Raw genomic sequence first — 25,934 nt, forward strand, 5'->3', positions numbered from 1 at the left:
GACGACCCTTGCCCCCCTTTGCGAACGCGGGGCGGCAGCCGCAGGGGCCGTGTCAGGCAATGCGGCAGAGCCCGGAAGGAGACGCGACATGCGCATTTTTCGACCCCTTGTCCGCCAGGTCCTCAGACCCGCGGGAATGATTGCCCTGCTTGCCAGCCTCGGAGGGATGCCCGCCATGGCCGAAACCGTCGATCTGCCCGTCGTGGTGCGCCTTGCCGAGGGAGCAAGCCTGCCACACGAGGCGCTGCTCGAGGTGGAACTGCTCGACGTCTCTCGCGCCGACGCACCGGCCACTGTGCTTTCGGCGCACCGCTATCGCATCGAGATGCTGCCGGCGATCGTCAAGCTGCCCTACGATGAGGCGCAGATAGACACCCGGATGAGCTACGTGGTCGCGGGCAAGGTCCGCGAGGGCGACACCGTGCTGCTGCGCACCACCACCGCCTTTCCGGCGATCACCCGCGACGCGCCGGCGCGTCCCGAGATCGTGCTTGAGCAGATGGCAGCGGCGCCGGTCGCCGACATGCCCCGCATCACCGGCATCGCATGGGCCGCCTTCGAGATCGGCGGCCGCATGCTGGTGACCGAGGATCCGCCCAGCATGGCCTTCAACGACGATGGCGCCTTTTCTATGTACGGGGGCTGCAACCGCTTCACGGGTCGGGCCGAGATCGGCGACGGCACGCTCAGCATCCTGCAACCGCTCGCGGGAACGCGCCGGGCCTGCCCCGAGCCGCGCATGAAGCTCGATCAGGACATGGTCGCGGCGCTCGAGCAGACCACCGGCTACGTGCGCAACGGCAAGAACCTGAGCCTCACCAATGCGGCGGGCGTCACGGTCCTGCGCCTGACCGAACGCCCAGAGTAGGGCGCGCGGCTCGCTACCTCCATCGTCCAAAGCTCCGTCCGCGGGCAAAAAACCGTGGCTCCGTTGCGTCAATTTCGCCGCGGGGCCTCAAAGCGTCGCCGGGGCTTCCTATATCTGCGGGACCGGCCGATCCGCGCTGACTTCTCCCGACCTATCTGTCCGGGAGGCGCCGATCCGCCCCGAGGAGGCCGAAGACAGACCTGCATGGAAAAACTCACCCTGACCGAGCGCCCGACGTGGCGCGAGAAGGCCGAGGAGCTCGGCTTCACCTTTGCCGACATGCATGGCGAGCCCTATTGGGACGAAACCTCGGCCTATCGCTTCAGCCTGCGCGAGATCGAGGATGACCTCGAGGACCCGGCGACCGAACTGCACGAGATGTGCCGCGCGGCGGTGGCAGAGATCGTCCAGAGCGAGGACCTGATGACCCGGCTCGGCGTTCCGCACGCGCACTGGGACCTCGTGGCCGAAAGCTGGCAGCGCGGCGACCCCGAGATCTACGGACGCTTCGATTTTGCCTATGACGGGCAGGGGCCCGCGAAACTGCTCGAATACAACGCCGACACGCCCACGTCACTTTACGAGAGCGCCTCGTTCCAGTGGCTCTGGCTCGAAGACCAGATCGCGGCCGGCGTGCTGCGCGAGGGCGACGACCAGTTCAACGGCATTCACGAGGCGCTGGTCGAGCGCTTCCGCGCGTTGTTCGCCCCCGGCACGGACCTCCACTTTGCCGCCGCCGCCGACAGCCCCGAGGATTACGGCACGGTCGAGACAATGGCCTGGGCCGCGCGCGAGGCTGATCTCGGCGCGCATTACAGCGATCTGGAAAAGCTCGGCATCAGCACCGACGGGCAGTTCATCGATTCCGAGGACCGGGTGATCGGCACGCTCTTCAAGCTCTACCCCTGGGAAGATCTGCTGCGCGACGATTACGCCGACCACCTGCGAACCGCGGGTTGCCTGATGCTTGAGCCTGTCTGGAAGGCGGTACTGTCGAACAAGGGCCTGCTGCCGGTGCTCTGGCGGATGTTCGAGGGCCACCCGAACCTGCTGCCGGCGTTTTTCGAGGACGAGGTGGTCGAAGCGCTGGCCGGGCGCGAGTCCGGCCCCGAAGCGTTTCAACGCGCATCGGATGTCTTTGCGCAAGGCCATGTCAGCAAGCCCATCTTCTCGCGCGAAGGCGCCTCGGTGCGTATCTTCGAGCAGGGAAAGCTGCTGGAATCCGCGCCCGATGCGGGCTACGAGGAACATCCGCGCGTGGTGCAGGCCTATCAGCCACTGCCGATCTTCGAAGGCTTCCGGCCGGTGGTCGGCGCCTGGATGGTCGGCGCGAGCTGCGCCGGGATCGGCATGCGCGAGGATCGCGCCCGGATCACGCAGGACCTGTCGCGGTTCAAGCCGCATTTCATCCGCGACTGACGCGCGGCCAGAGGGAGACCAAGATGCGTAAACGTTCCAGAACCGTCGCGCTGGCGATTGTCGGCGCCGCGTCCTTCACCCTCGCGGGCTGCCGCGAAGAGCAGGTCGACGCGCAGGCCTTTCCCGACCTCGAGAGCTGCCGCAGCGCCGCGCTCACCGGCGGCTTGTTTTCAGCGCAGGACTGCGACGCCGCATTTTCCGAGGCCGAGACGCTGCATGTGGAATCCGCACCGCGCTACGACAGCCTACAGGTCTGCGAGGAACAGCACGGCGAAGGCGCCTGCGGCAGCGAGGCGCAGCAGGTGCAGGGCGGCTCGGGTGGCATCTTCATGCCGCTGCTGGCGGGTTATCTGATCGGCAACATGCTGGGCGGGCGCTCGGGGATGGCCGCGGCGCAACCGCTTTACCGCACGCCCGACGGACGCTTCACCAATGCCACCGGCGCCAGCACCTACTCGAGCAACTCCGGCCGCGCCAAGCTCGGCACCAGCATGTTCTCGAAACCGCCGGCGACGGTCGGCAAGCCGCCGATGTCCCGCGCCACCGTGGCCTCGCGTGGCGGTTTCGGCCGGACCGGCGCAGCCCGCGGCACCTTCGGCGGCTGAGGGCCGACCGAGGCGGAAATCCAGCCCACGCACAACTCCACGCTGAGAGACCTACGCCGGGCGCACAGCGCCGTCCGCATTTAGGGTTAGGTAACTTCCCCGAGGTTATGCTAAGGGTAACTTTCTGCCCCCACGTTGGTTTCCGTGACATTTCCGCTCGGGCAGGGAGATGGCTGTTGGGTTTCTTTGTGTCATTCATGCTGCTGGGCACCGTTTCTGGAAGGTGCCTGGAGAGGGAGGAGCATGAACCAGAAGAAGAACGAGACTGACACGGAACGGGCCGTCGCCTCGGGGGGCGGTTTCGTGATTGCAGCGCTTTCGGGAAGCATCGGCGTGCTCGCCGGTTTCGTGCTCTGGGGCGCTGGAGCGCACCCGTTGATCGTGCTCGCGGCCTATCTGATGGCACCCGCCGCGATGATCCTCGCACTTTTCCTGCTGTCTCTGCACCGATCCAGCGCAAGGCACCCGCGCTCGGAAACCGAGCCGATGCCAGTAACCCCCGGACAGGAACGCCGCCAAACCTGACCACGCGCGTCCGAAGTGAGGTGCAAGTGCTTTGCCGTCTGCCAGGAAAACGGATCCGGCCGCACTTGCGGTCGCGTGACGCATGGTTCTTCGAATGAACGCGCAGGCGCCAACTCCCAGCGTGTCCCTCGGTCCAGAACACTTTGAACCATTATTAAACAATTATTACCATAATGCTCATTATGCGATCTGTTTAGGTGGCGTGGGCACATTCTAAACTGGGTTGCGACAAATCCCCTATCTTGCTGGAAAGCAAGGAGAACGGACGATGGCGCACAAAGAGCTGGATCTGCGTGAGCGGCGCAGGATCGAAGACCTGCTGAACGCAAAGCTGCCGGTCAGCAGGGTTGCCGCAGAGATCGGTCGGCATCGTTCGACCGTCTACCGCGAGATCAAGCGCAATGCCTTTTCTGCAGACACTGAAGAGGTCGCCTATCTCGATGGCTACTATGGGATGGTCGCGCAGCGCAAAGCTTCCGATCGCCGCGCCCGACGGCGGAAGTTGATCCGGCTGTCCGAGCTGCGCGCGGCGGTGGTCGACCGCCTCAAGGCGGGATGGTCGCCTGAGCAGATCGCCGGACGGCTACGTTTCGAAGGTCTGTCCGTGACCGTCAGCCACGAGACCATCTACGCTCATATCTATGGCCCCGAGGGTCGAGCCGAAGAGTTGGCGCGACATCTGCCCAGCCGGCGCAAGAAACGCAGGCCCCGGCATGCACGGCGGTCCCGCAACCAGGTCTTCCCGCCCGAACGCTCGATCCACCAGCGACCCGAGTACGTCAAAACACGGGAAACATTCGGAGAATGGGAAGGTGATCTGATGATCTTCGAGCGTGCGCAAGGTTCGATGAACGTCGCAACGCTGGTCGAACGAAAAACCCGCTTCGCGGTCTTGTTCCGCAACAACGATCGCAGCTCCACGCACTTCATGAACAGCTTGATGAACGTGCTGACGCCACTGCCCCAGGTGGCGCGCAAGTCGATCACCTTCGACCGCGGGTTCGAGTTTCGCGACTGGAGAAAGCTCGAAGCCGGCATCGGGACAACCGCCTGGTTCTGCGACCCTCAGGCGCCCTGGCAGAAAGGCTCGGTGGAAAACCTGAACGGACGTGCCCGCCGCGTCCTGCCGCGCGATACGCCTCTCGCATCGCTTTCGACGCCCAAGATGAAGGAGATCAGCGAGAGACTGAATACGACACCACGCAAATGCCTCGGATGGCGCACGCCGACGGAAGCCTTCAGAGAGGAAATGGCGAAACTGAGATAGCGGAGCCTGTCGCAACGACCCTTGAGCCCACAGTGGGTGGATTCACAAACGAAGTGCAAATTCTGTATCAAAACAGAAGTTTGCATGGAGGATGTGGGATGCGTCGGTGTTGCCTTCAGCTGAGTTTCGAGGATCGGATCAAGATTGCCACGTGGCGTTCTCTGCAAGTGGCGCTATTTGATCGTCCAGACCCCACGCCCGAGTTCCAGATGAGTCCAGTCCCCCCAGAGGATCCGCACCTTCCGCCGCGCAGCCGGCTCCGGTTCGCCTGGCTGGCGCTTGGCGGACTCGCGCTCTGCGCCGGCGTCATCGGGATCGTTCTTCCGCTTCTGCCGACGACGCCCTTCGTGATCCTCGCCGCCTTTGCCTTTTCCAAGAGCTCGCCGCGGCTGCATCGCTTTCTCGCCGAGCATCCGCGCTTCGGCCCGATGATCGCGGACTGGAGCGCGCATGGCGCCATTGCGCCGCGCTACAAAGCCTTGGCGGTGAGCATGATGCTGGCGGCGCTGGCGCTCAGCCTCTGGCTCGCGGTCCCGCAGCGCGTTCTGCTTCTCCAGCTGATCTGCATGGGCGGCGCCGCGTCCTTCGTGCTCAGCCGGCCAAACGGCCCGCGGTGACACCGCGTCGCGCCACAGGCGACGTCCGGTCCGGCGAGGTCACATTTTTCAATTGAACGACGTTCAATTGATGGGCTATGGCGGAAACACCCCAGCTTCGGATCCATATCCATGTGCGACACGGCCCCGCATATCCTGCGCTCGACCATCCGCCCGCGGTGCGGGTCGGCGACGGCTGCGCTGTGAACGGCGTTGCCGACAGCGGAGCCCCCGCGCCCGCCAAGGCACCCCGCGGGCGCGCCGCCGCGATCGGCCTGACCCGTGCGCAAATTGTCGAGGCCGCGATCGCGCAGATCGACGCGCGAGGACTTTCGGCCTTCTCGCTGCGCGAACTGGCGCGCGGGCTCGGCGTCTCTCCGGCGGTGATCTATTGGCATGTCGGCGGCGCCAAGGAAGACCTCTTCGCCGCGATCGCTGCGACGATCACCGGCGGTCTCGTCGCTGCGCAGGACCCTGGCGCGCCCTGGACCGAACGGCTCAGGCAGGTCTTTCACGCCTATCGCGCCGCGGTCCACCGGCACCCGAATATCTCGCCGCTGCTCGGGGCACAGATGATGTCCAACGGCGATTCCAGCCTCGAGTGGATCGAGACCGTGCTCCGGGCGCTGGCCGACGGCGGATTTCATGGCACGGACCTGCGCGACGCCTTCAACGCGCTGATCGGCGGGCTCTGCGGTTTCGTGACCATGGAGCTGGCGCCCGGCCCGGCATCGGAGGACGATGCCTGGGAACGGCGGGTCGCCGAGCGCCTGGCCGCGATCGATGCCGAGGCCTATCCGCTGACCCATTCTGCGCTGCCCCAACTCGCCAACCGCATCTTCGTGCTGCGTTGGCAGAACGGCGCGCGGGTCTGCTATGACCAGAGCTTTTCCGCGCTGCTCGAATTGTTGATTGACGGGCTCGCCCGCCGCGCGTCCCGACCTGCAGACCCCGCACTTTCGGAGCCCTCGCATGGCTGAAATCCTCGTCCTCGGAGCCGGCATGGTCGGCGTCTCCACCGCGCTCGCGCTGCAGGCCCGTGGCCACGCGGTGAGCCTTGTCGACCGCGGTGCGCCCGGCCGCGAGACCTCCTTCGGCAATGCCGGGATCATCCAGGCGGAGGCGGCAGAACCCTACGGGCTGCCGCGCGACCTCAGCACGCTTTGGTCCTTTGCCACCGGGCGCAGCAACGACGTGACATGGTCTCTGCGCGGCGTCACGCAGATGGCCCCGGCGCTCTGGTCATACTTCCTCAACTCCGCGCCGCGCCGCCACGCCGGGATTTCCCGCACCTATGCCCAACTCACGGCCCGCGCCACCCAGGACCACGCGCCGCTGATCGAGGCCGCAGGCGCAGGCAACATGGTTTCGCGCGAGGGCATGGTGCAGCTCTACCGAAACCGCGCCGCCTTCGAAGCGGATGCTGCCGATGCCGAGCGGCTCCAGCGCGACTACGGCGTCCGGCACCGGGTGCTGGCGGGCGCCGACTATCGCCGCGAGGACCCTGCCCTGCGCGCCGATCCCGCCGGGGTGATTCACTGGCCCGACAGCTGGAGCTGCAACGCGCCCGGCTGCCTGGTGCATGCCTATGCCAAGCTCTTTGCCAGCCGCGGCGGGCGGTTGCTTGAGGGCGACGCCTCCAGCCTTGTTCAATCTGGCGGCGGCTGGCGCGTGACCACGGTCGCCGAACGGGCCGAAGCCGAACACGCGGTGGTGGCGCTCGGCCCGTGGTCGCCCGCGCTGCTGCGCCGCTTCGGCTATCGCATCCCGATGATCTACAAGCGCGGCTATCACGGACATTACACAACCGTGCGCCCGCCGCTGCGGCCCATCGTCGACATGGACAACGGGGTGGTTGCGGGTCAGATGCAGGCCGGGCTGCGGATCGCCACCGGTGCCGCACTGGTTTCCCGCACCGCGCCCGCCGACCTGCGGCAGCTCGACCGCGGCCGCGCCGCTCTGTCGGACATGCTCGAGATCGGTGACCGCATCGCCGAGCCGCAATGGACCGGCACCCGTCCGTGCCTTCCGGGCATGCTGCCGCTGGCTGGCGCCGCGCCGCGCCACAAGGGGTTGTGGTTCCATTTCGGCCATGGCCACCAAGGCTTCACCCTCGGCCCGACCACTGCGAACCTGCTTGCCGCCGCGCTGGAGGGCGAGGAAAGCGATCTCTCCCGCGCCCTTGCGCCGGGCCGCGGGCTCTGACCGCCCTGCCCCGTCTCGCCTCCCATAAGACGACGCCCCGCTGGAGACCAACGCCATGAAGCTCAAATCCCCGATCTCGCTCTATGATGCGCAAGGCATCGCCTTCGGCATCCTCATGGCCAGCCTCAGCGTGGTATTCCTCAAGGCTGCCGGGTTGATCACCGGCCAGACCGCCGGGGCCTCGGTGCTGCTCTCCTATGTGATGCCGCTCGATTTCGGGGTGATCTTTCTGCTGGTGAGCCTGCCGTTTTTCTGGCTTTCGTGGAAACGCCGGGGCAAGGCCTTCACCCTGCGCACCATCGCCGCGGTCGTCGGCATCTCGGCCACCACGCCGCTGTTGCAGGCTTGGGTTTCCTTCGATCAACTGCCGCCGCTCGTCGCTGCGATCCTTGCCGGGGCGAGCGCGGGCGCCGGGCTGATCGCACTCTTTCGCCACAATGCCTCTGCCGGCGGGCTGGGCGTTCTGGCGCTGATCGTCGAGGAAAAGACCGGCTTCAAAACCGGTTGGTTCCAGATGAGCTTCGACGCCGTGATCTTCCTGGTCTCGTGCGTCGTGCTGCCGCTCGAGCTGGTGCTCTACTCCTTCGTTGGTGCCGCAGTGCTGAATGCGGTGATCGCCTGGAACTTCCGGATCCAGCAGACTGGCAACACGCCCGCCGGGGCGGCCAAAGCCGCTTAACTCTGCTCACCGTCCGGCGCGTCATCCGCCTGGGCCACCTCGTTCTTCACTTGTCCCCAGGTGACCAGGGTGAAGATCGCGGTGCCGCCCACCACGTTGCCCGCCAGAACCGGCAGGAAAAAGTCGAAGACCGCGCTGCCGATGCCGAGCGCGCCTTTCCAGACTAACAGGCCCGCCTCGACCGATCCGGCGATCACATGGGCAAAGCCGGCGACTGCCAACAGCCAGGTCATCGCCAGCACGATCACCAGCGACTCGCCGCGTGCGCCGGGCATCACCCAGACCAGCGCGGCGATCAGCACACCGGCGGGCATCGCGCGCATGAAGTTGCCACCCGCCGAACCCTCCACCCCGTGGCGGGCCACTGCCAGAAGATTCTCGCTCAACTCTGGCGGAAGCACCCCCGGAAGCAGCAGGAAACCCGAGGCGATCACCGCCCCCAGCACGTTGGCCGAGAGCACGATCGCCCAGAGCCGGACCATCTTGCGCAGGCAAGTCGCCGAGCGCTGCGCCACCACGGGCATGACGGTGGTGATGGTGTTCTCGGTGAAGAGCTGCATCCGTCCGTAGATCACCACGATGAAGCCGAGCGAATAGCCCAGGCTCTCGACCAGTACTGTCCAGCGGGCCTCGGGCAGGTAGGTCAGAAGAACCGCCTGGGCGATCACCGAGAGGCTGATCAGGATTCCCGCCGCCAGCCCCGACCAGATCAGCGACACCGAGGGGCGGTTCAACTCCTCCTCGCCGTCGCGGCGGACGACCTCGTAAATCAGCCGGGCCGAGAGCCGCGACGCGCTGTCGACCGACCGCTCCTCGGCAGGCCGGTGGACGGTTTCGCTGCTGCTGAAGCTGGGGCTGGAGGGGCTGCCGAGGTTATTCATCCCATCGGAACCGTCCAGAGCCGCAGGAGTTCCCGAAAAAGCAACCGTCCTGCGCCCGATCTTCTCATGCGCCGCGTGGTGATAGCCTATTCTTATCAAAAATCAAAATAAATCTGATTTCCCTCTATCGCTTTTGATCTTTAGACCAAAGGTGCGCGGTGTCTGACAACCCCACGACCCCAGGGTCGAGGGCGCAGAGGCCCCGCACCAAAGAACCCAACGCAGCGAAGGCCGGAGCCAACGATGGACGGAAATGATGTGAAACCCTCGGGCGGATGCCCGGTGATGCACGGCGGTCAAACCTCGACCGCCACCTCGGTGACCAGCTGGTGGCCGAACGCACTGAACCTCGACATCCTGCACCAGCACGATGGCAAGACGAAGCCCTTCGCCCCGGACTTCGACTACCGTGAAGAGCTGAAATCGCTCGACGTGGAGGCGCTGAAGGACGACCTGCGCGCCCTGATGAAGGACAGCCAGGAGTGGTGGCCCGCCGACTGGGGCTCCTACGTCGGCATGTTCGCCCGCGTCGCCTGGCACGCCGCTGGGTCTTACCGCCTCGCCGACGGCCGTGGCGGGGCTGGCACCGGCAACCAGCGCTTCGCGCCGCTGAACAGCTGGCCCGACAACGTCAATACTGACAAGGGCCGCCGCCTGCTGTGGCCGATCAAGAAGAAGTACGGCAACAAGATTTCCTGGGCCGACCTGATGATCCTCTCGGGGACCATCGCCTATGAGGTCGCCGGCCTGAAGACCTTCGGCTTCGCCTTTGGCCGCGAGGACATCTGGCACCCGGAAAAGGACGTCTACTGGGGCGCCGAGAAGGAATGGCTCGCGCCGTCAGATGGCCGCTACGGCGACCTGGCAGATCCGGCGACCATGGAGAACCCGCTCGCCGCGGTGCAAATGGGTCTGATCTACGTGAACCCCGAAGGGGTGAACGGCCAGCCCGACCCGATGCGCACCGCCGCGATGGTCCGCGAGACCTTTGCCCGCATGGCGATGAACGATGAGGAAACCGCGGCGCTGACCGCCGGTGGCCACACCATCGGCAAGGCGCATGGCAATGGCGATGCGGCGAACCTCTCCGAGGATCCCGAAGCCGCCGATGTGACCGCGCAGGGCATGGGCTGGATGAACACCAAGGGCCGTGGCATCGGCCGCGACACGATGGTGTCGGGCATCGAGGGCGCTTGGACCTCCAATCCCACCCAGTGGGACATGGGCTGGTTCGAACTGCTCTTCGGCTACGAGTGGGAACTGAAGAAATCCCCCGCCGGAGCCTGGCAGTGGATGCCCGTCGACATCCGCGAGGAAGACATGCCTGCCGACGTCGAGGATCCCTCGATCAAGTGCATGCCGATCATGACCGATGCCGACATGGCGATGAAGGTCGACCCGATCTACAATGCGATCTGCCAGAAGTTCATGGCCGATCCGGAGTATTTCGCTGACACCTTCGCCCGCGCCTGGTTCAAGCTGACCCACCGCGACATGGGTCCGAAGGTCCGCTACATCGGCCCCGACGTGCCCGCCGAGGATCTCATCTGGCAGGACCCTGTCCCCGCGGGGACAACCGGCTACGACATCGGTGGTCTCAAGGCGAAGATCGCGGCCTCGGGCCTGAGCGTGTCGGACCTCGTGTCAACCGCCTGGGACAGCGCCCGGACCTTCCGCGGCTCGGACATGCGCGGCGGCGCCAATGGCGCGCGCATCCGTCTTGCCCCACAGAAGGACTGGGAGGGCAACGAGCCCGACCGCCTGGCCCGTGTGCTGTCGGCGCTCGAACCGCTGGCGACGGCCGCCGGGGCAAGCCTCGCGGACACCATCGTGCTGGCTGGCAACGTCGGTGTGGAACTCGCCGCCAAGGCCGCGGGCCACGACATCTCGGTGCCCTTTGCACCCGGGCGCGGTGACGCCACCGACGAGATGACCGACGCAGGCAGCTTCGATCCGCTCGAGCCACTGGCCGACGGCTTCCGCAACTGGAAGAAGACGGACTACGCGGTCTCGTCGGAAGAGATGCTGCTCGACCGGGCACAGCTGCTGGGGCTCACGGCGAACGAGATGACCGTTCTTCTGGGCGGCATGCGGGCCATGGACACCAACCACGGCGGCAGCAAGCACGGCGTCTTCACGGCCCGCCCCGGCGCGCTGACCACGGACTACTTCGTCAACTTGACGGACATGGCCTATAGCTGGGTTCCGGCGGGCAAGGACCTCTACGAGATCCGCGATCGCAAGACCGGAGAAATCAAATGGACCGCGACCCGCGTCGACCTGGTGTTCGGCTCGAACTCGATCCTGCGCGCCTACGCCGAGATCTACGCCCAGGACGATGGCACCGAGACCTTCCTGGCGGCTTTCGTGAATGCCTGGACCAAGGTGATGAACGCCGATCGCTTCGACCTGAAGTGATCCGGCAGCCATTCTGAAACACCGGCCCGCACCTCTCCCCGAGGTGCGGGCCCTTCTGCTTTTGGCGCAGCGCGCCCTTATGGCCTGCGCGTGCATTTCCTGAGACGGCGGCAGGACGGGGAGCAGAGCCCTCCTCCTCTGCCCCGCTCCGAAGACGCGCGCTCAGGCCAACCCGTCTTCCAACACGCAGCTCTCCAGCAGCCGCCCCTCGAAGGGGTCGACCAAGCCCATGTCGCTCAGCCGCGGCCCGGGGTTGCAGACCAGAGACGCCCCGAAGAGCGCCTTGAACACCAGGTAGGGCGGCTGCCAGCCCACCAGCCCGTCGAGCGTCGCGCGCAGTGCGGCGAAGCTCTCGGCGACCTGTGCCAGCTTCGCGTCGCTGATCAGTCCGGCAATCGGCAGCGGCAGGCAGTGCAGCACCTTGCCGCGCGACGCCACCGCCACCCCGCCGCCGCAGTGGCGCAGTGCATTGGCCGCGGCGGCCATGTCCTCGGGACGGCGCCCGAAGACCGTCAGGTTGTGGCTGTCGTGCGACACCGTGGTGGCAAAGGCGCAGCGCCAGTCGCCCCAGTTTTCCAGGAAGGCGACCCGCATCGGCGTGCCGGCGCCATGACGGTTGACGATGCCCATGCGGATCATGTCCTCGGGCAGCACCAGGCGGCCGTCCTCGACCGCGACCCTGCGCTCGCCCCAGACCGGGAACCGCGGCTTCGAAAGCGTCGCAATGCGGGCGTGCGGACCCCTCGCAGGGACTTCGAAATCCCCGGCAGCCACGGGCGCAAGCCGCATGGTCTCGCGCAGCGCGGCCGGCACCGGCGCGGGCTCGGGTCGGGCGGTCAGCCGTCCGGCTTCTGCCACGAGCTGACCATTCGCGACAACTCCCTCGGCGCGCACCGCCTCGATGTCCGACAGCAGCACCAGGTCGGCGCGGCGGCCCGGCGCGACAAGGCCCAGGTCCGGCCGTCCGATCCGGCTTGCGGCGTTGAGCGTGGCAGCTCGATAGGCCCAGAGCGGCGGCAGGCCGCAATCGATCAGCAGTCGGATCACCCCGTCGAGCCCACCCTTGCGCAGCAGGTCGTCGGGGAAGATGTCGTCGGTGCAAAGGGTCACCGTCTGCGGCAGTTCGCCCAACCCGGTCAGCGCCTCGGCGAACTCGGGCAACAGGTGTTCATGCGAGCCGCGCAGCTCGATGGTGAACCCTGCCTCGAGCTTCGCCATCAGATCTGCGGCGCCGGTCAGCTCGTGGTCGGTCTCGACCCCGGCAGCGGCAAAGCCCGCAAGATCGCCGCCGGTGAGCCCCCGCGCGTGGCCGCAGACCCGTTTTCCCGCGTCGAGCCCGGCCTGCACGATCCCGGCAACGCGCGCGTCGCCCTCGAGCAGCGGGCGCATGGTCATCAGCTCGGCGGCGCCATGGGTGTCGCCGCGCGCCAGCCAGCGCGCGACGGTCTCGGGGGTGAAATCCCCGCCCGAGGCCTCGAAGCCCGGCGCCGAGGGCACGCAGGTCGGCACCAGCGGCAAGAGGCGCAACGGCAGGTCCTTTGCCGCCTCGCAGGCGTAGCCAATCCCCGCCTCACCCGACACATTGGCCAGCTCGTGCGGATCCCAGAGCGCCGTGGTCACCCCGCGCGGCACCACGGCGGCGGCATATTCTGCGGCGGTGATCATCGAGCTTTCGACGTGCATGTGGCTGTCGATGAACCCCGGCACGAGGGTCATGCCGCGTGCGCCGATGCGCGCTTTTGCCCTGCGCGCAGGGTCGGGTGCGTGTACGCTGGCGATGAGCGGGCCGGTGATGCCGACATCGGCCTTGCGCGCGCGCCCGGTGATCATGTCGAGCACGGTGCCGCCTTCGATCAGCAGGTCGAACGGCGCCTCGCCGCGCGCGGCCTGCACCGCGCGGGCGCGCAGCGCGGGGTCATTGAGATCGCTCGGAAAGGTCATGCCGCGCCTCCGGTCAAGGCGTCCAGACAGAGCCGCGCGACGTCTTCGAGCGGCGCTGTCGGCAGGCGGGTCAGCCCCTCGGGATCAGCGGTGAAGCGGGTGGCGCCATAGGTTTCGTCCTGCATTGTCGAGACGGTGAGGCTCTGACGTTCAAAGGCAAAGGCCTCGGGCCGCACCATGGCCAGCGCCGCAACGGGATCGTAGATCGCCATCCCTGCGCGCCCGCGCTTGAGACCGATGTCGAGGTAGCCGCCGAGCAGATCGGCGGTGAGCGGATCGGTCTGCGGCATGTCCTCGGGGCCAAAGGTGGCCTGACGGCAAATCATTAGGTCGATCACCTCGAGCGGCAGGCCGGCCCCGGCGACGATGGCGGCGGCCTCGGGATCGCAGAGCGCGTTGAACTCGGCCAGCGGCGAATGGTTGCCTGGCCCGTTGCTGCCGCCCATCCAGACAAGCCGGGTGATGCGGGCGGCGGCCTCGGGGAAGCGCTGCACCAGCAGCGCGATATTGGTCAGCGGCCCCAGCGCCAGTACCGGGCGCGGCCCGTCCTGCATCAGCCAGCCCGCCAGCGCCTCGATTGCATCGGCAGGCGGCCGCGGGCCGTCCACATCGGGCAGGAAACGGCCCCGGCTGTCCATGCCCTTCGCGCCGAGGATCGCCTGCGCGGTCTCGACCTCGCGGACCAGCGCCTTCTCGGCCCCGGCGTGCAGCGGGGCTTTGAGACCATAAGCCTCTGCCGCGCCGAGCGCGTTGGCGATGACCTGCGGCAGCGGCGTGTTGCCCGCGACAAGCGAGATACCCTCGACCGTCGCCCCATGGCGGCGCAAGAGCAGCAGCGCCCACAGGTCGTCGAAGCCGTAATCTGTGTCGACCCAGAGCCTCATGCCGCGAGGCCCCGCGCGGTCGAGAGCGGCAGGTCGAAGCGGATGGTCTCTCCCAGCGGCACCTCGGGCAGCGCGATGGCGGCATCGGCCTTGATCGGGCCGAGCGCGCTGTCGATGACATACTCGCGATGCGCCCCGGCGAAGCTGCAGGCGGCAACGCGGCCCTCATGCGGGCCGCTGCCCACGGTCACCGCGTCCGGACGCCAGGCAAGGATCGGGCTCTCCGGGCGGGCTTCCAGCGGCAGGCGACCGCTGTCGGTCACGACCTCGGTGCCCTCGACCCTGAAGATGTTCTCGAACCCCATGAACTCGGCGGCAAAGGCCGTGGCGGGCCGCGCATAGAGATCCGACGGCGTGCCAAGCTGCTCGATCTTGCCGTCCTTCATCAGCACGATGCGATCGGCCAGCGCCAGGGCCTCGGCCTGATCGTGCGTGACGAAGACCATGGTGATGCCGGTCTCTTTCTGCACCCGCTGCAGCTCGGTGCGCATCTCGAGCCGCAGCCGGGCGTCGAGGTTCGACAGCGGCTCGTCGAGCAGCAGCACCTTGGGGCGCATCACCAGCGAGCGCGCCAGCGCCACGCGCTGCTGCTGACCGCCCGACATCTCGGCGGGCTTGCGCTTCTCGAAGCCGGTGAGGCCGACGGTCGCCAGCCCTTCCTCGGTGCGCTGCTTGATTTCGGCCTCGGGCAACTTTTGCAGGCGCAACCCGAAGGCGACGTTCTCGAAGGCGCTGAGATGGGGGAACAGCGCGTAGCTCTGGAACACCAGCCCGATGCCGCGCTTGTTGGCGGGCACGCGGGTCACGTCGCGGCCGTCGATGGTGATGGTCCCGCCGGTGGGCGAGAGCAGCCCGGCGATGGCGCGCATGGTGGTGGTCTTGCCGCAGCCCGAGGGCCCGAGCAGCGCGATCAGCTCACCCTCGCGGATCGACAGATCGAGGTTCGGCACGGCGACCGACTTGCCGTAGCTGAGGGTGAGATCGGAGAGTTGGACGAAAGCGTCAGACATAGCGAGAGAATCCCAGCAGGCGTTCGGCGGTGAAGACGATGGCGAGCGACATGAAGGCAAGGAGCGCCGAAAGCGCGGCCACGGAGGGATCGAAGGTGATCTCCATGTAGGCGAGCATGTCGATGGGCAGGGTGCGGACGCCGGGACCCGACAGGAACAGCGAGACCGGCACCTGGTTGAAGGAGGTGACGAAGCCGAGGATGAAGGCGGCAAGCACCCCGCCCCGGATGTTGGGCAGTACCACCTTGGTGAAGGCCTGCAGCCGCGAGCAGCCGAGCAGGACGGCGGCCTCTTCCATGTCGGCGCGCAGGTTGTGCATCGACGAGGAGACCACGCGCACCGCATAGGGCAGCACCAGCGCAGTGTGTGCCATGAAGAGCGCCAACGTGACGGTGACACCCGTCGGCACCACCATGTAGCGCAGGAGCGCAAGGCCGACGATGATCCCCGGCACGATGATCGGGGCCGCGACGATGGTGCGCAGCGTCTCGGCGCCCGGCAGGTCGTAGCGGTTGAGCGCATAGGCCGCGGGCACCCCCAACAGCAGCGCCATGAACGTGCCGAAGACCGCCAGCGCCATCGACAGCGCAAAGGAGGCGCGGAAGCTCTCGACGGTGAAGACCTTGAGATACCATTTGAGGGTCAGCCCCTCGGGCGGGAAGGCCAGGTAGTCGGTGGCCGAGGCCCCGGCGAGGATGATGATCAGGAACGGTCCGATCAGGAAGGTCAGCGTGAGGCCCAGGATGGACCAGGTCGCAAGATGGCGCATGAGGTCAGCTCCGGGCGGTGGCGATGCGCTTCAGCAGCAGGTTCGCCGAGAAGGACATGACGATGAGGATCATGGCGATGACGCTGGCCGAGACGAAATCATTCGACACGTTGACCCGCTGGTAGAGCAGCGTTTCCAGCATCAGCACCTTCGAGCCGCCAAGGATCGCCGGGGTAATGTAGGCGGTGAGCGCGCCGGTGAAGACCAGCGTGCCGCCGATGACGAGCCCTTCCTTGGTTAGCGGCAGGATCACCTTGAAGAAGACGGCGATCCAGCTTGCGCCAAGCACCCGGGCAGCGGGGATAACGTCGCGCGGGATGTTCTCCATGGCCGACACCAGCGAGATGATCATCAGCGGCAGGAAGAGCTGCAAGAGGCCGAGGAAGACGGCGGTCTCGGTGAACAGCAGGCGCAGCGGCGTGTCCGACAGGCCCAGCCCGGTGATCGTCTCGTTGACGATGCCGGTGCGGCCGAGGATGACGATCCACGCATAGGTGCGGGCGACGGGCGAGATCATCAGCGGCAGGACCACCATGCCGAAGACCTTGCCGCGCGACTTGGGGCCGAGGTTGACGATGCAGAAAGCTGCGGCGTAGCCGATCACCGCCGCCGTCCCGGCCACCAGAACGCCCAGCTTCAGCGTACGCAGGAAGACCGTGCGGTTGAGCGGCGTCGAGAAGAAGTCGATGTAGCCCTGCAGCGACCAGCTTCCGCCGGAGCGGAAGGCCTCGGAGAGCAGGATGCCCACCGGCACGAGGAAGAGCAGCGTCGAGAAGATGGCGGCCGGAAGAGCCAGCGCCAGCCCTTCGCGCGTGTTGCGAAACATGGGTAGGGATCCCGTCTGTCTGGAGCGGTGTCAGGTGCCGGGGGCAACGGGGAGCGCGTCACCCCCGGCGGGGTGCTGGGACGGCAGGGGCCGCCCCGGCGGGGTTACTGGATCACCTCGGCGTTCCACTGCTCGACCCAGCCCTCGCGCTTGTCGAGCACTTCGGCGGCGGGCATGATGTTCAGCGCTTCGATGACGTCGGCGCCGTAGGTGAGGTTCTCGGCAGCTTCCGCGCTCAGTTCGACCTCCTTGTTGGCCGGGCTGTCGATCAGCATCTCGCCGATCTTGGTCTGCACCTCGGTCGAGAGCCAGTAGTCCATGAACTGGTAAGCGAGATCCTCGTTGCCGTTGCCCTTGGTCATGACCATCACGTTCATGCCGCCAGCTTGCCCCTCTTCGGGTTCGGCCCAGGCAAAGGGCAGACCCGCGTCCTTGAAGCTGCCCCAGGCGAAGCGGCCCACGGGGGCGGCGATGACTTCCTGCTGGTTCATCAGCTGCACCAGCTCGGACGAGCGCGAGAAGAAGGTGACGATGTCGTCGGAATGCGCGCCGATCTCGGAGATCACCGGCGCGAGGTCTCCCTCTTTGCCCATGGCCTTGCCCAGCATCATCAGCGTGAGCGGACCCTGGGTGGTGGTGATGTTGGGCAGCGCGACCTGGCCGGCCAGCTCTTCGCCCAGCAAATCGCCCCAGCTCTGGATGTCGACGAGGTCCGAACGGTAGACGATGGAGCTCGCGTAGAAGGTGTAGCCGACCGCCATGTGATCGCCGATCGGATCTTTGGCGCTGTCGTAGAGCTTGTCGAAGTTGCTCAGCTTGGCGCTGTCGAGCGGCTGGATGAGATCCTTGCGGGCCAGGGCGAGGGCGTCCTGCGTCGAGATGACAGCCATGTCGATCACCGGGTCCGCGGCGTTGGCCTCGATCTTCGCCATGCGCTCGACGCTGTTGCCGGTCTCGACGACCAGGTCGCAGCCGCAGATCGCCTCGAAGGGATCGTAGAGCGCTTCTTTGTATTCATCTTGGGCGAAGGAATAGACCGAGATGGTCAGGGTCTTGTCGCCGGCATGCGCCGCGGTGCCGAAGGCGCTGGCAAGCGCGAGGAGCGATAGGGTGGTCTTCATGGCAGTCTCTCCGTGTTGGTCGTGGTTGGGTGTCGGGGGGCGGCGGTGGAGCCGCGCGGTACCAGCCGCATGGGCACGGCGTGGCTCTCGGGGCGGGCGGCGCCGGCGATGAGACGGCTCAGCACCTCGAGCGCATGCTCGGCGATGGCGCTCACGTCCTGCGCGGTGGTGGTCAGCGCCGGGTGCATGGCGGTGGCGAAGGGCAGATCGTCGAAGCCGGTGAGGCTCACATCCCCGGGCACCGAGATCCCTGCGCGCGCGAGTTCCGACAAGGCGGCCAGCGCCAGCAGGTCCGAGGTCGCAAGGATCGCCGTGGCGCCCTGCCCCACGCGCTCGGGCAGCGTGGCGAGCCCGGCATCGCCCCAGACCGTCTCGATGCGGACGCTCGGGCCGAGCCCCTCGCCCATGCCGCGCAGGCGGTCCTGCTGAACGTCCGACACCCGGTCGCCGCCAAGCAGCACCACGTGGCTGTGCCCCAGCTCGCGGATATGCGTGCCGATAAGGGCGCCGCCGCCGACATGATCGGCCGAGACGGTGTTGCGCGGGTCGCGCGCGGTGTTGATCGTCACCATCGGCAGGCCGGGCGCCTCGGGCGAGGTGCCCTTCTGCGGCACGATCACCACGCCGTCGACCCCCCTCCCCACGAGCTGTTGCAGCGCCTCGGTCTGGCGCGCCTCGCTGCCGCGCGAGTCGGCGATGAGGATGCCGAGCCCGCGCGCCTCGGCAGCAATCGACAGATTCTGCGCGATGCGCGGGAAGAGCGGGTTGGTGAGGTCCGGCATCACCAGCCCGAGGATGCCGCTCTGGCCGGTCTTCAACGCACGCGCGGCGCGGCTCGGGCGGTAGCCAAGCGCCTCGGCGCGGGCCTGAATGCGTTCCGCCAGCTCCTTTGAAACCCGCCCCTTTCCGGTGAGCGCGTTCGAGACGGTGGCGGCCGAAACCCCGATGTCCTGTGCGATTTCCTTGATGCTGGCCATGCCGTTTCCTCTTTGGTGAAACGATTAATCAGTGGCTTTCGCACCCGTCAACCGACAATTAAACGTTTAATCAGACTCAAAGCGCTTCCGCTGGCAAGGCGCACAAAAAACATGCGGCAACACCCTCTAGACGGGTATTGGAATCATCGAGCACCCGCCATGAGGATAAAAGCCTCGGCAGCGCATGCCGCGCCGGTTGCGTCAAAGCGCCCTGCCCTTCGCCGCGAAATGGGCTGGTGCAGCGGGGCAAAAGCTTTCAAAATGAGAACGATACGCGGGGAGCCCACGCATCCATGAACAGCAGCGGGTTGCAGGTCGAGCACGAAGAATCAGGCTCCGGGCAGGTCATCCGCCTTTCGGGACCGCTGACGGTGCGCGAACTCGCGGGCCTGCAGGCGCAGTTGCTCGCGGCGCCGCCTGCCCCGGTCATCGACCTCACCCGGGTCACGCGGATCGACACCGCCGGGGCCTGGGCGCTGGCCACCTACGAAGGCCGGGTCGCGGCACAAGGCGGCGCGCTGCGCTATCGCGGCGCGAGCGAAGCCGCCGATCTGCTTTTGGCCACGGTACGCCGCGCCCTGCCGGTGCCCGAGCCCGCGCCCGCCACCCCGACAGGCCTTACGGCGCTTCTCGAGACGACGGGGCGCCGGGTCATAGGCGGGCTGCACTTCCTGCGCGGGCTGCTGGAATTTCTCGGAATGTTCCTCTCCGGGCTTTTCCGCGCGGTCATCCACCCGCGCGAGTTCCGCTTCACGGCGCTGGTCGCCCATTGCGACGATGTCGGCCTGCGGGCCGTGCCGATCGTGTCGCTCATGGCCTTCCTGATCGGCGTTGTTCTCGCGTTTCAGGGCGCGACCCAGCTGCGGCAGTTCGGGGCCGAGGTCTTCGTGGTCGATCTCATTGCGATCTCGGTGCTGCGCGAGTTGGGGATCCTGCTTACGGCGATCATCGTCGCGGGCCGCACCGCCTCGGCCTTTTGCGCCGCCATCGGCTCGATGAAGATGCGCCAGGAGATCGACGCTATGCGCACGCTCGGACTCGACCCGGTGACGGTGCTCTTCGTGCCGCGCATCCTCGCGCTGTTGCTGATGCTGCCGATCCTCGGGCTGATCGCGGATATCATGGGGCTCTTCGGTGGCGCGCTGATGTCCTGGATCGAGCTCGGGATCTCGCCCTCGATGTTCCGCACCCGGCTGATCTCTGACACCGACATCAGCAACGTCGTCGTGGGGCTCATCAAGGCGCCGGTCTTCGCGGTGATCATCGGCGTGGTTGGCTGCCACGCCGGGATGCAAGTCAAGGGCGACGCGGAATCGCTCGGGCGGCAGACCTCGAGCGCCGTGGTCACCGCCATCTTCGCGGTCATCGTCGCCGACGCCCTGTTCTCGATCTTCTTTGCCGAGGTGGGACTGTGAGCCCGGAACAGGACAAAGAGGTGCTCATCCGCGTGCGCGGGCTGCGCACCCAGTTCGGCACCCACGTGGTGCACGACGGTCTGGACCTTGACGTCTACCGGGGCGAGGTTCTGGGCGTGGTCGGCGGCTCGGGCACCGGCAAGTCGGTGCTGTTGCGTGCCATCACCGGGCTCGAGCGCCCGACCGCGGGCCGGATCGAGGCTTTCGGAACCGAGGTGCTGACCGCCTCGGCGGAAGACCGCGCTCGGCTCGACGACCACTGGGGGGTGATGTTCCAGGACGGGGCGCTTTTCTCCTCGCTCACCGTGCGCGAGAATGTCGAGGTGCCGTTGCGCCGCATCGCCGAGCTGACACCCGAGCTGCGGCGGGCGCTGGCGGATCTCAAGATCTCGCTCGTCGGCCTGCCTTACCGCGCAGGCGATGCCGCCCCGTCGGAGCTTTCGGGCGGGATGCGCAAGCGCGCCGGGCTGGCGCGGGCTTTGGCCCTCGACCCCGAGATCGTCTTCCTTGACGAGCCGACCGCCGGGCTCGATCCGATCGGCGCCTCGGCCTTCGATGAGTTGATCAACACACTAAGCGACGCGCTTGGACTGACCGTCTTTCTTGTCACCCATGATCTCGACACGCTCTATGCAACCTGCGACCGTATCGCGGTGCTGGCCGAGAAGCGGGTGCTCGCCACCGGCACGCTGCCCCAGATGCTGGAGGTCGATCACCCATGGGTGCAGGAATATTTCACCGGACCGAGAGCGCGGCTCGCGCGCGACGCGGTCTGGACCGACACCAAGACCGAGGCTGACTGACCATGGAAACCCGCGCCAACTACGTGCTTGTCGGAGCCTTCGCCATCGCGGGCTTTGTCGGGCTGCTCGGCTTTCTGCTGTGGTTCGCCAACGTCGAGCTGGACAAGCAGTTCGACTATTACGACATCGACTTCCCCTCGGTCTCGGGCATGTCGATCGCTTCCGAGGTGCGCTTTGCCGGGCTGCCGGTGGGACAGGTGGTCGGCCTCGGCCTCTCGCCGGAGCAGAACGGCACGGTCCGGGTCCGCGTCGAGGTCACCGCGGGCACCCCGGTGCGCAGCAACTCCACTGCCACAATCGAGGCGCAGGGCGTCACCGGCGTCAGCTATGTCAGCATCGCCCCGGGCAGCCCCGGCGCGCGGCTGCTGTCCGATCAGACCGGCGAGCAGGTGCCGCGTATCGACGCTGGCCAGTCGGCCCTGCAATCGCTCACTGAATCCGCGCCCGAGATCTTCGACGAGACGCTGGAGCTGGTGCGCAGCCTGCGTACCCTCCTCGGCTCCGAGAACCAGCAGCGTGTCGTCACCATCCTGACCAATGTCGAGCAGGCCTCGGCCGAGCTGTCGCAGACGCTGCAGGATGTCTCCGGCGTGACCGGTGCGGTCTCGACCTTCACCGACCAGATGGACCGCTTCAACGCCAGCGTCGAGGGTATGACCGGTGACGTGGCGGGCGTGCTCGCCGACGCGCAGGAGACTTTGCGCGCGATCACCACTCTGTCTGAAGAGGCTCGCGCACTTGTCGCCCAGGGCACCGGGACCGCTGCCGCGGCAGAGAGCTACATCACCGACCGGCTGGGCCCGGCGACCGAGCAGCTTCAGGGCACAGTCTCGGAGATCGAGGCGCGCTTCGCCCGCCTGAGCGAGCGCGCAGAGACCCTGGCCGAGACCTTCACCGAGACCGGTAGCGCCGCCAGCGCCCGGCTGGCCGAGGCGCAGGGCACATTGGCTGGTCTCGACGGGCTCATCGCCGATCTGTCGCAGACCTCGCGCAGCGTCGACGGGGCGGCGCAGCGACTCGACGGGTTGCTCGCCGGCGACGGTGCCGCGCTGATCGCAGAGCTACGCACCGCGACCGCCGAGGCGACCTCGGTGATCCAGGGCTTCGGCGACAGCACCGGTGCCGATCTGAGCGCCATCTTCGAGGACATCCGCACCGCCACCCGCTCGGCGGTGCAGACCATCGAAACGGTGGGCGCCGATCTCAGTTCGGCCTCCGGGCAGCTCGACGGGCTCGCAGGGGAGGCCTCGGAGACGCTGGAGGCGGCGCGTTCGACCTTCGCCGCGGCCAATGTCACGCTCTCCTCGATCAATGGCACGCTGGAGACGGGTGACCGCGCGCTCTCGGCCGCCGAGCGGGCCTTTGACGGCGCCGACCGGGCGATCAGCCAGGAACTCGGCCCGATCGCGGCGCAGCTGCGCGGCACCCTGGCCGAGCTGGAGGCGGCTATCTCCCAGGTGTCGGGCGACATCCCCGGGATCACCAGCGAGCTGCGCGCCGCCAGCAGATCCGCCGCCGCGGCCTTTTCGGGACTCGAGGGCGCGGTCGGCGAGACCCGCCCGGCCCTGCGCGATTTCAGCGCCACCGCCCTGCCGCAGTTCAGCCGGCTCGCCGCCGAGGCGCGCGCGCTCATCGACAATCTCGACGCGCTCACCACGCAGCTCCGTCGAAACCCGACCCGCTTTTTCCTCGACGACCGTGCCCCAGAATACCGAAGGTAGCCCCATGTTCCCGAGACCCCTCCTGCCCGTCCTCGCCCTCGCGCTCGGCACCTCCGGCTGCGCCGCGATCTCGGCGCTCGACAGCGCCTCGGAAGCGCTCGATGTCTACGAGCTGCAAACGCCCGCCATCGAGGGCGCGGCGCGGCGCGGCTGGGCCGAGCTTGTGGTCGAGCCGCCGATCGCCAGCGGCGCGCTGAGCACCGACCGCATCATGATCCGGCCCGCGCCGCTTCAGGCACAATACCTGCCCGGCGCGCGCTGGTCCGACGAGACCCCCGCCATGCTGCAGACGCTTCTGGTGCGCAGCCTTGCCGAGACCGGCGCCTTTGCCTCGGTCGGTCGCGCGCCACTTGGCGCGCAGGGCGACTACGCGCTGCTGGGCGAGCTGACAGATTTCCAGGCCGAGAGCCTTGGCTCCGAGGGGCCGGTCTCGGTGCACCTGCGGCTGATGCTGCGACTGGTGCGCGAGCGCGACTCGGCGGTGGTGGCGAGCCGCACTTTCGAGGTGCGCGAACCCGCGGCGGACGACGAAACCACGACCGTCGTCGCCGCCTTCGACCGGGCCTCGCGGCGGATGGTCTCCGAGATCCTGCCCTGGGCGGTGCGCGCCGGGAGCTGAGCCTCTCGTTCATTCACATCTTCCCCCTGCGTCACTTCGCGGTGCTGACAGGCGGCGCCGCGCCGCCTATACTCGGGGTCTGTCGAGACGAGGCTCATCCTGGGGAGGAACGCATGGCTTCCGCATCACGACGACTTTTGCTGAAAACCTACAGCGCTTGGATCGAGGCGGACGCGGCCTTTCGCGCCGCGCAGAGCAACCTAGCCGGGTTCTTCCCGGGCCGCCAGACGCATTTGTCGGTGCAGATCGGCAACCGCGGCTCGAAAGTGCGCCAGCTCTACAACGCGCGGCAGAGGGCGCTCGAAAAGCTGCAGCTCGCGCGCAGGCAGGCGCTGCTGGAGCGCGAGGCACGGCGGCGCCAAACACGGGTGAACCTGTTGCTGGTCTACTCGGGCTGAGCCGCTCCCCGCGCTGCGAGCCCAAACCACCGGACACTGAAAAAGGCGCAGCCAGAGCCGCGCCTTTTCGCTGCATCGCCCAGAGGGCCCTACTGCGCCACCAGCCGCTCCAGCAGCGTTGCGGGGGTCACCGTGCCAATCCGCACGCCGCCCCGCGTCACCGCCACCGGCGCGTTGCGCTCGGTCATCGCGGCGGCGAACTCGAGCACCGGCGTCTCCTCGTCGACCTCGACCTCGGCGGGCGCTTCTGAGGGCTTCATCACGTCCTTGGCCCGCAGGAAGCTGAGCGGGTTGGAATGGGCCACGAACTCGGCCACGTAGTCGTTCGCCGGATCACTGGCGATCTGGTTCGGCGTGCCGCATTGCACGATGCGACCGCCCTCCATGATCGCGATGCGGTTGCCGATCTTGAAGGCCTCGTCGAGATCGTGGCTGACGAAGATGATCGTGCGCTTGAGCTTGGACTGCAGTTCCAGCAGCTCGTCCTGCAGCTTGCTGCGGATCAGCGGGTCGAGCGCCGAGAAGGGTTCGTCCATCAGCAGGATCGGTGCCTCGGTGGCAAAGGCGCGGGCAAGGCCGACGCGCTGTTGCATCCCGCCCGAAAGCTCGCCCACCTTGTTGTCGGCCCAGTTCGACAGGCCGACCAGTTCGAGCTGCTCCATCACCTTGGCTCGGCGGGCCGCCTTGCCCATGCCGCCCAGCTCCAGTCCGAGCCCGACGTTTTCGGCGACCGAGCGCCAGGGGAGCAGGCCGAATTGCTGGAACACCATGGCCACCCGCTCGCGGCGGATGCGGCGCAGGTCGGCGGAGGAGGCGTCGGTGACATTGACCATGCGCGCGCCCTCACGCACATGCACGCCGCCGCGCACCACCGGGTTGAGCCCGTTGACGCCGCGCAGAAGCGTCGACTTTCCCGAGCCCGAAAGGCCCATGAGCACGAGGATCTCACCCTCCTCGACGTCGAGCGAGCAATCGTGCACGCCGAGCACCTGGTCGGTCTTCTTCTGGATCGTGGCGCGGTCTAGCCCCTGGTCCATCAGCGGCAGCGCCTCTTCCGGCGCATCACCGAAGACAATGGAAACATTGTCGATCTTCACGGCCGTGGTCATTTCTTGTCGCCTCCGAGGTTGAGCAGGCGGTCGAGCAGGATGGCCACGACCACGATCACCAGTCCGCTCTCGAAGCCGAGCGAGGTGTTCACCTGGTTGAGCGCCCTCACCACCGGCACGCCGAGCCCGTCAGCGCCGACCAGAGCGGCAATCACCACCATCGACAGCGCCAGCATGATGGTCTGGTTCAGCCCCGCCATGATCTGCGGCAGCGCATAGGGGAGTTCGGCCTTGAACAGAACGTCGCGGTTGGTGCCCCCGAACGCCCGGACGGCCTCGGTCAGCTGCTGCGGCGTCGAGGAGATGCCGAGCTGGGTCAGGCGGATCGGCGCGGGCAGCACGAAGATCACCGTGGCGATGAGCCCCGGCACCATGCCGATGCCGAAGAAGACGATTGCCGGAATAAGGTAGACGAAGGTGGGCAGCGTCTGCATCAGATCGAGCACCGGGCGCAGCACGGCGTAGAGCCGGGGCCGGTGCGCGGCAGCGATGCCCACCGGCACGCCGATCGCCATGCAGACCACGCAGGCCGACAGCACCAGCGTCAGGCTCTCCGTGGTCTCCTCCCAGTAGCCCTGATTGAGGATGAACAGAAAGCCGAGCGCGACGAAGGCACAGACCTTCCAGCTGCGCTGCAGAAGCCAGGCGATCAGTATGAAGGCGGCGATGATGAAGAACGGGTTGGGTTCCTGCAGAACCCAGAGGATGCCCTCAATCATCGCCTCGAGAACGACGGAGAGCAGGTCGAGCAGCCCCTCGGCGTGGTCACGGATGCCCTCGAAGATGAAGGCCGCGAAGTCGCCGACGGGAATCTTGTATGAAGTGAGCCAATCCAAGGCTGCGCTCCTTATGATGAGCAGTCAGGAGAAGGATGTCGT

25 protein-coding genes are annotated in these 25,934 nt (G+C 67.2%); 15 read left to right on the top strand and 10 right to left on the bottom strand.

The features are described from left to right. The first annotated feature begins 136 nt into the window (after positions 1–136). The 9 genes from CEW88_RS17115 (at position 137) to CEW88_RS17155 (ending at position 8,164) form a co-directional block, all read left to right on the top strand. Positions 137–868, top strand: coding sequence for an META domain-containing protein (locus tag CEW88_RS17115; protein WP_108969898.1), 732 nt, complete (start codon positions 137–139; stop codon positions 866–868). A 204-nt stretch (positions 869–1,072) separates the two neighbouring features. Next, complete coding sequence (locus tag CEW88_RS17120; protein ID WP_108969170.1) at positions 1,073–2,287, top strand: glutathionylspermidine synthase family protein; 1,215 nt, start codon at positions 1,073–1,075, stop codon at positions 2,285–2,287. 23 nt (positions 2,288–2,310) lie between these two features. Further along, positions 2,311–2,892: a DUF1190 domain-containing protein gene (locus CEW88_RS17125; RefSeq protein WP_108969172.1), complete on the top strand. Its 582-nt coding sequence runs from the start codon at positions 2,311–2,313 to the stop codon at positions 2,890–2,892. Positions 2,893–3,135: 243 nt separating this feature from the next. Further along, on the top strand, positions 3,136–3,417 hold the full coding sequence (locus tag CEW88_RS17130; protein WP_108969173.1) for a hypothetical protein: 282 nt from the start codon (positions 3,136–3,138) through the stop codon (positions 3,415–3,417). Between the two features lie 268 nt (positions 3,418–3,685). Further along, complete coding sequence (locus CEW88_RS17135) at positions 3,686–4,684, top strand: IS30 family transposase (RefSeq protein WP_108969175.1); 999 nt, start codon at positions 3,686–3,688, stop codon at positions 4,682–4,684. A gap of 209 nt (positions 4,685–4,893) precedes the next feature. Next, positions 4,894–5,301, top strand: coding sequence for a YbaN family protein (locus CEW88_RS17140; protein WP_108969177.1), 408 nt, complete (start codon positions 4,894–4,896; stop codon positions 5,299–5,301). Between the two features lie 113 nt (positions 5,302–5,414). Then, positions 5,415–6,260, top strand: coding sequence for a TetR/AcrR family transcriptional regulator (locus CEW88_RS17145; RefSeq protein ID WP_254694470.1), 846 nt, complete (start codon positions 5,415–5,417; stop codon positions 6,258–6,260). Further along, positions 6,253–7,485: an NAD(P)/FAD-dependent oxidoreductase gene (locus CEW88_RS17150; RefSeq protein ID WP_108969180.1), complete on the top strand. Its 1,233-nt coding sequence runs from the start codon at positions 6,253–6,255 to the stop codon at positions 7,483–7,485. The genes CEW88_RS17145 and CEW88_RS17150 overlap by 8 nt, the downstream gene beginning before the upstream one ends. Positions 7,486–7,540: 55 nt before the next feature. Further along, positions 7,541–8,164 (top strand): YitT family protein, encoded by a 624-nt coding sequence (locus tag CEW88_RS17155; protein WP_108969182.1) that lies wholly within the window; start codon positions 7,541–7,543, stop codon positions 8,162–8,164. Here the strand turns inward: CEW88_RS17155 and CEW88_RS17160 are convergent. Continuing rightward, positions 8,161–9,045 (bottom strand): formate/nitrite transporter family protein, encoded by an 885-nt coding sequence (locus tag CEW88_RS17160; RefSeq protein ID WP_108969184.1) that lies wholly within the window; start codon positions 9,043–9,045, stop codon positions 8,161–8,163. The genes CEW88_RS17155 and CEW88_RS17160 overlap by 4 nt on opposite strands. A 243-nt stretch (positions 9,046–9,288) precedes the next feature. Between CEW88_RS17160 and katG the strand changes: the two genes are divergently transcribed. After that, entirely contained in the window at positions 9,289–11,463 is a 2,175-nt protein-coding gene (katG, locus tag CEW88_RS17165) for a catalase/peroxidase HPI (protein WP_108969185.1), read from the top strand. A gap of 162 nt (positions 11,464–11,625) precedes the next feature. Here katG and CEW88_RS17170 read toward each other — a convergent pair whose 3' ends face one another. From CEW88_RS17170 to CEW88_RS17200, 7 genes are all read right to left on the bottom strand, one after another. After that, positions 11,626–13,404: an adenine deaminase gene (locus tag CEW88_RS17170; protein WP_108969187.1), complete on the bottom strand. Its 1,779-nt coding sequence runs from the start codon at positions 13,402–13,404 to the stop codon at positions 11,626–11,628. Then, entirely contained in the window at positions 13,401–14,288 is an 888-nt protein-coding gene (locus CEW88_RS17175; RefSeq protein ID WP_108969189.1) for a nucleoside hydrolase, read from the bottom strand. Before CEW88_RS17175 ends, CEW88_RS17170 begins: the two co-directional genes overlap by 4 nt. Beyond that, positions 14,285–15,298 (bottom strand): ABC transporter ATP-binding protein, encoded by a 1,014-nt coding sequence (locus CEW88_RS17180; protein WP_108969191.1) that lies wholly within the window; start codon positions 15,296–15,298, stop codon positions 14,285–14,287. Before CEW88_RS17180 ends, CEW88_RS17175 begins: the two co-directional genes overlap by 4 nt. Further along, positions 15,291–16,067: an ABC transporter permease gene (locus tag CEW88_RS17185; protein WP_108969192.1), complete on the bottom strand. Its 777-nt coding sequence runs from the start codon at positions 16,065–16,067 to the stop codon at positions 15,291–15,293. The genes CEW88_RS17180 and CEW88_RS17185 overlap by 8 nt, the downstream gene beginning before the upstream one ends. 4 nt (positions 16,068–16,071) lie before the next feature. Further along, positions 16,072–16,893 (bottom strand): ABC transporter permease, encoded by an 822-nt coding sequence (locus CEW88_RS17190; RefSeq protein WP_108969194.1) that lies wholly within the window; start codon positions 16,891–16,893, stop codon positions 16,072–16,074. Positions 16,894–16,997: 104 nt separating this feature from the next. Continuing rightward, entirely contained in the window at positions 16,998–18,014 is a 1,017-nt protein-coding gene (locus tag CEW88_RS17195) for an ABC transporter substrate-binding protein (protein ID WP_108969195.1), read from the bottom strand. After that, complete coding sequence (locus tag CEW88_RS17200; protein WP_108969197.1) at positions 18,011–18,991, bottom strand: LacI family DNA-binding transcriptional regulator; 981 nt, start codon at positions 18,989–18,991, stop codon at positions 18,011–18,013. Before CEW88_RS17200 ends, CEW88_RS17195 begins: the two co-directional genes overlap by 4 nt. A 293-nt stretch (positions 18,992–19,284) precedes the next feature. Here CEW88_RS17200 and CEW88_RS17205 point away from each other — a divergent pair, with 293 nt between their 5' ends. From CEW88_RS17205 to CEW88_RS17225, 5 genes are all read left to right on the top strand, one after another. Then, positions 19,285–20,406, top strand: coding sequence for an ABC transporter permease (locus CEW88_RS17205; protein WP_108969199.1), 1,122 nt, complete (start codon positions 19,285–19,287; stop codon positions 20,404–20,406). Then, on the top strand, positions 20,403–21,209 hold the full coding sequence (locus CEW88_RS17210; RefSeq protein ID WP_108969200.1) for an ABC transporter ATP-binding protein: 807 nt from the start codon (positions 20,403–20,405) through the stop codon (positions 21,207–21,209). The genes CEW88_RS17205 and CEW88_RS17210 overlap by 4 nt, the downstream gene beginning before the upstream one ends. A 2-nt stretch (positions 21,210–21,211) precedes the next feature. Next, positions 21,212–22,930, top strand: coding sequence for an MCE family protein (locus CEW88_RS17215; protein ID WP_108969202.1), 1,719 nt, complete (start codon positions 21,212–21,214; stop codon positions 22,928–22,930). 4 nt (positions 22,931–22,934) lie between these two features. Next, the gene (locus tag CEW88_RS17220; protein ID WP_108969203.1) at positions 22,935–23,549 is read left to right on the top strand and encodes an ABC-type transport auxiliary lipoprotein family protein; all 615 of its coding nucleotides are present in this window, start codon (positions 22,935–22,937) and stop codon (positions 23,547–23,549) included. Between the two features lie 113 nt (positions 23,550–23,662). After that, positions 23,663–23,947, top strand: a complete 285-nt coding sequence (locus tag CEW88_RS17225; RefSeq protein ID WP_159099648.1) for a hypothetical protein — start codon at positions 23,663–23,665, stop codon at positions 23,945–23,947. 89 nt (positions 23,948–24,036) lie between these two features. Here CEW88_RS17225 and choV read toward each other — a convergent pair whose 3' ends face one another. Beyond that, positions 24,037–25,056, bottom strand: a complete 1,020-nt coding sequence (gene choV, locus CEW88_RS17230; RefSeq protein ID WP_108969207.1) for a choline ABC transporter ATP-binding protein — start codon at positions 25,054–25,056, stop codon at positions 24,037–24,039. Beyond that, positions 25,053–25,892 carry a choline ABC transporter permease subunit gene (choW, locus tag CEW88_RS17235; protein WP_108969208.1) on the bottom strand — a complete coding sequence of 280 codons (840 nt, stop codon included), beginning with the start codon at positions 25,890–25,892 and terminating at the stop codon, positions 25,053–25,055. The genes choV and choW overlap by 4 nt, the downstream gene beginning before the upstream one ends. Positions 25,893–25,934 lie beyond the last annotated feature (42 nt).

The organism is Alloyangia pacifica (genome assembly GCF_003111685.1).
In the GTDB taxonomy this organism is placed as follows: domain Bacteria; phylum Pseudomonadota; class Alphaproteobacteria; order Rhodobacterales; family Rhodobacteraceae; genus Salipiger; species Salipiger pacificus_A.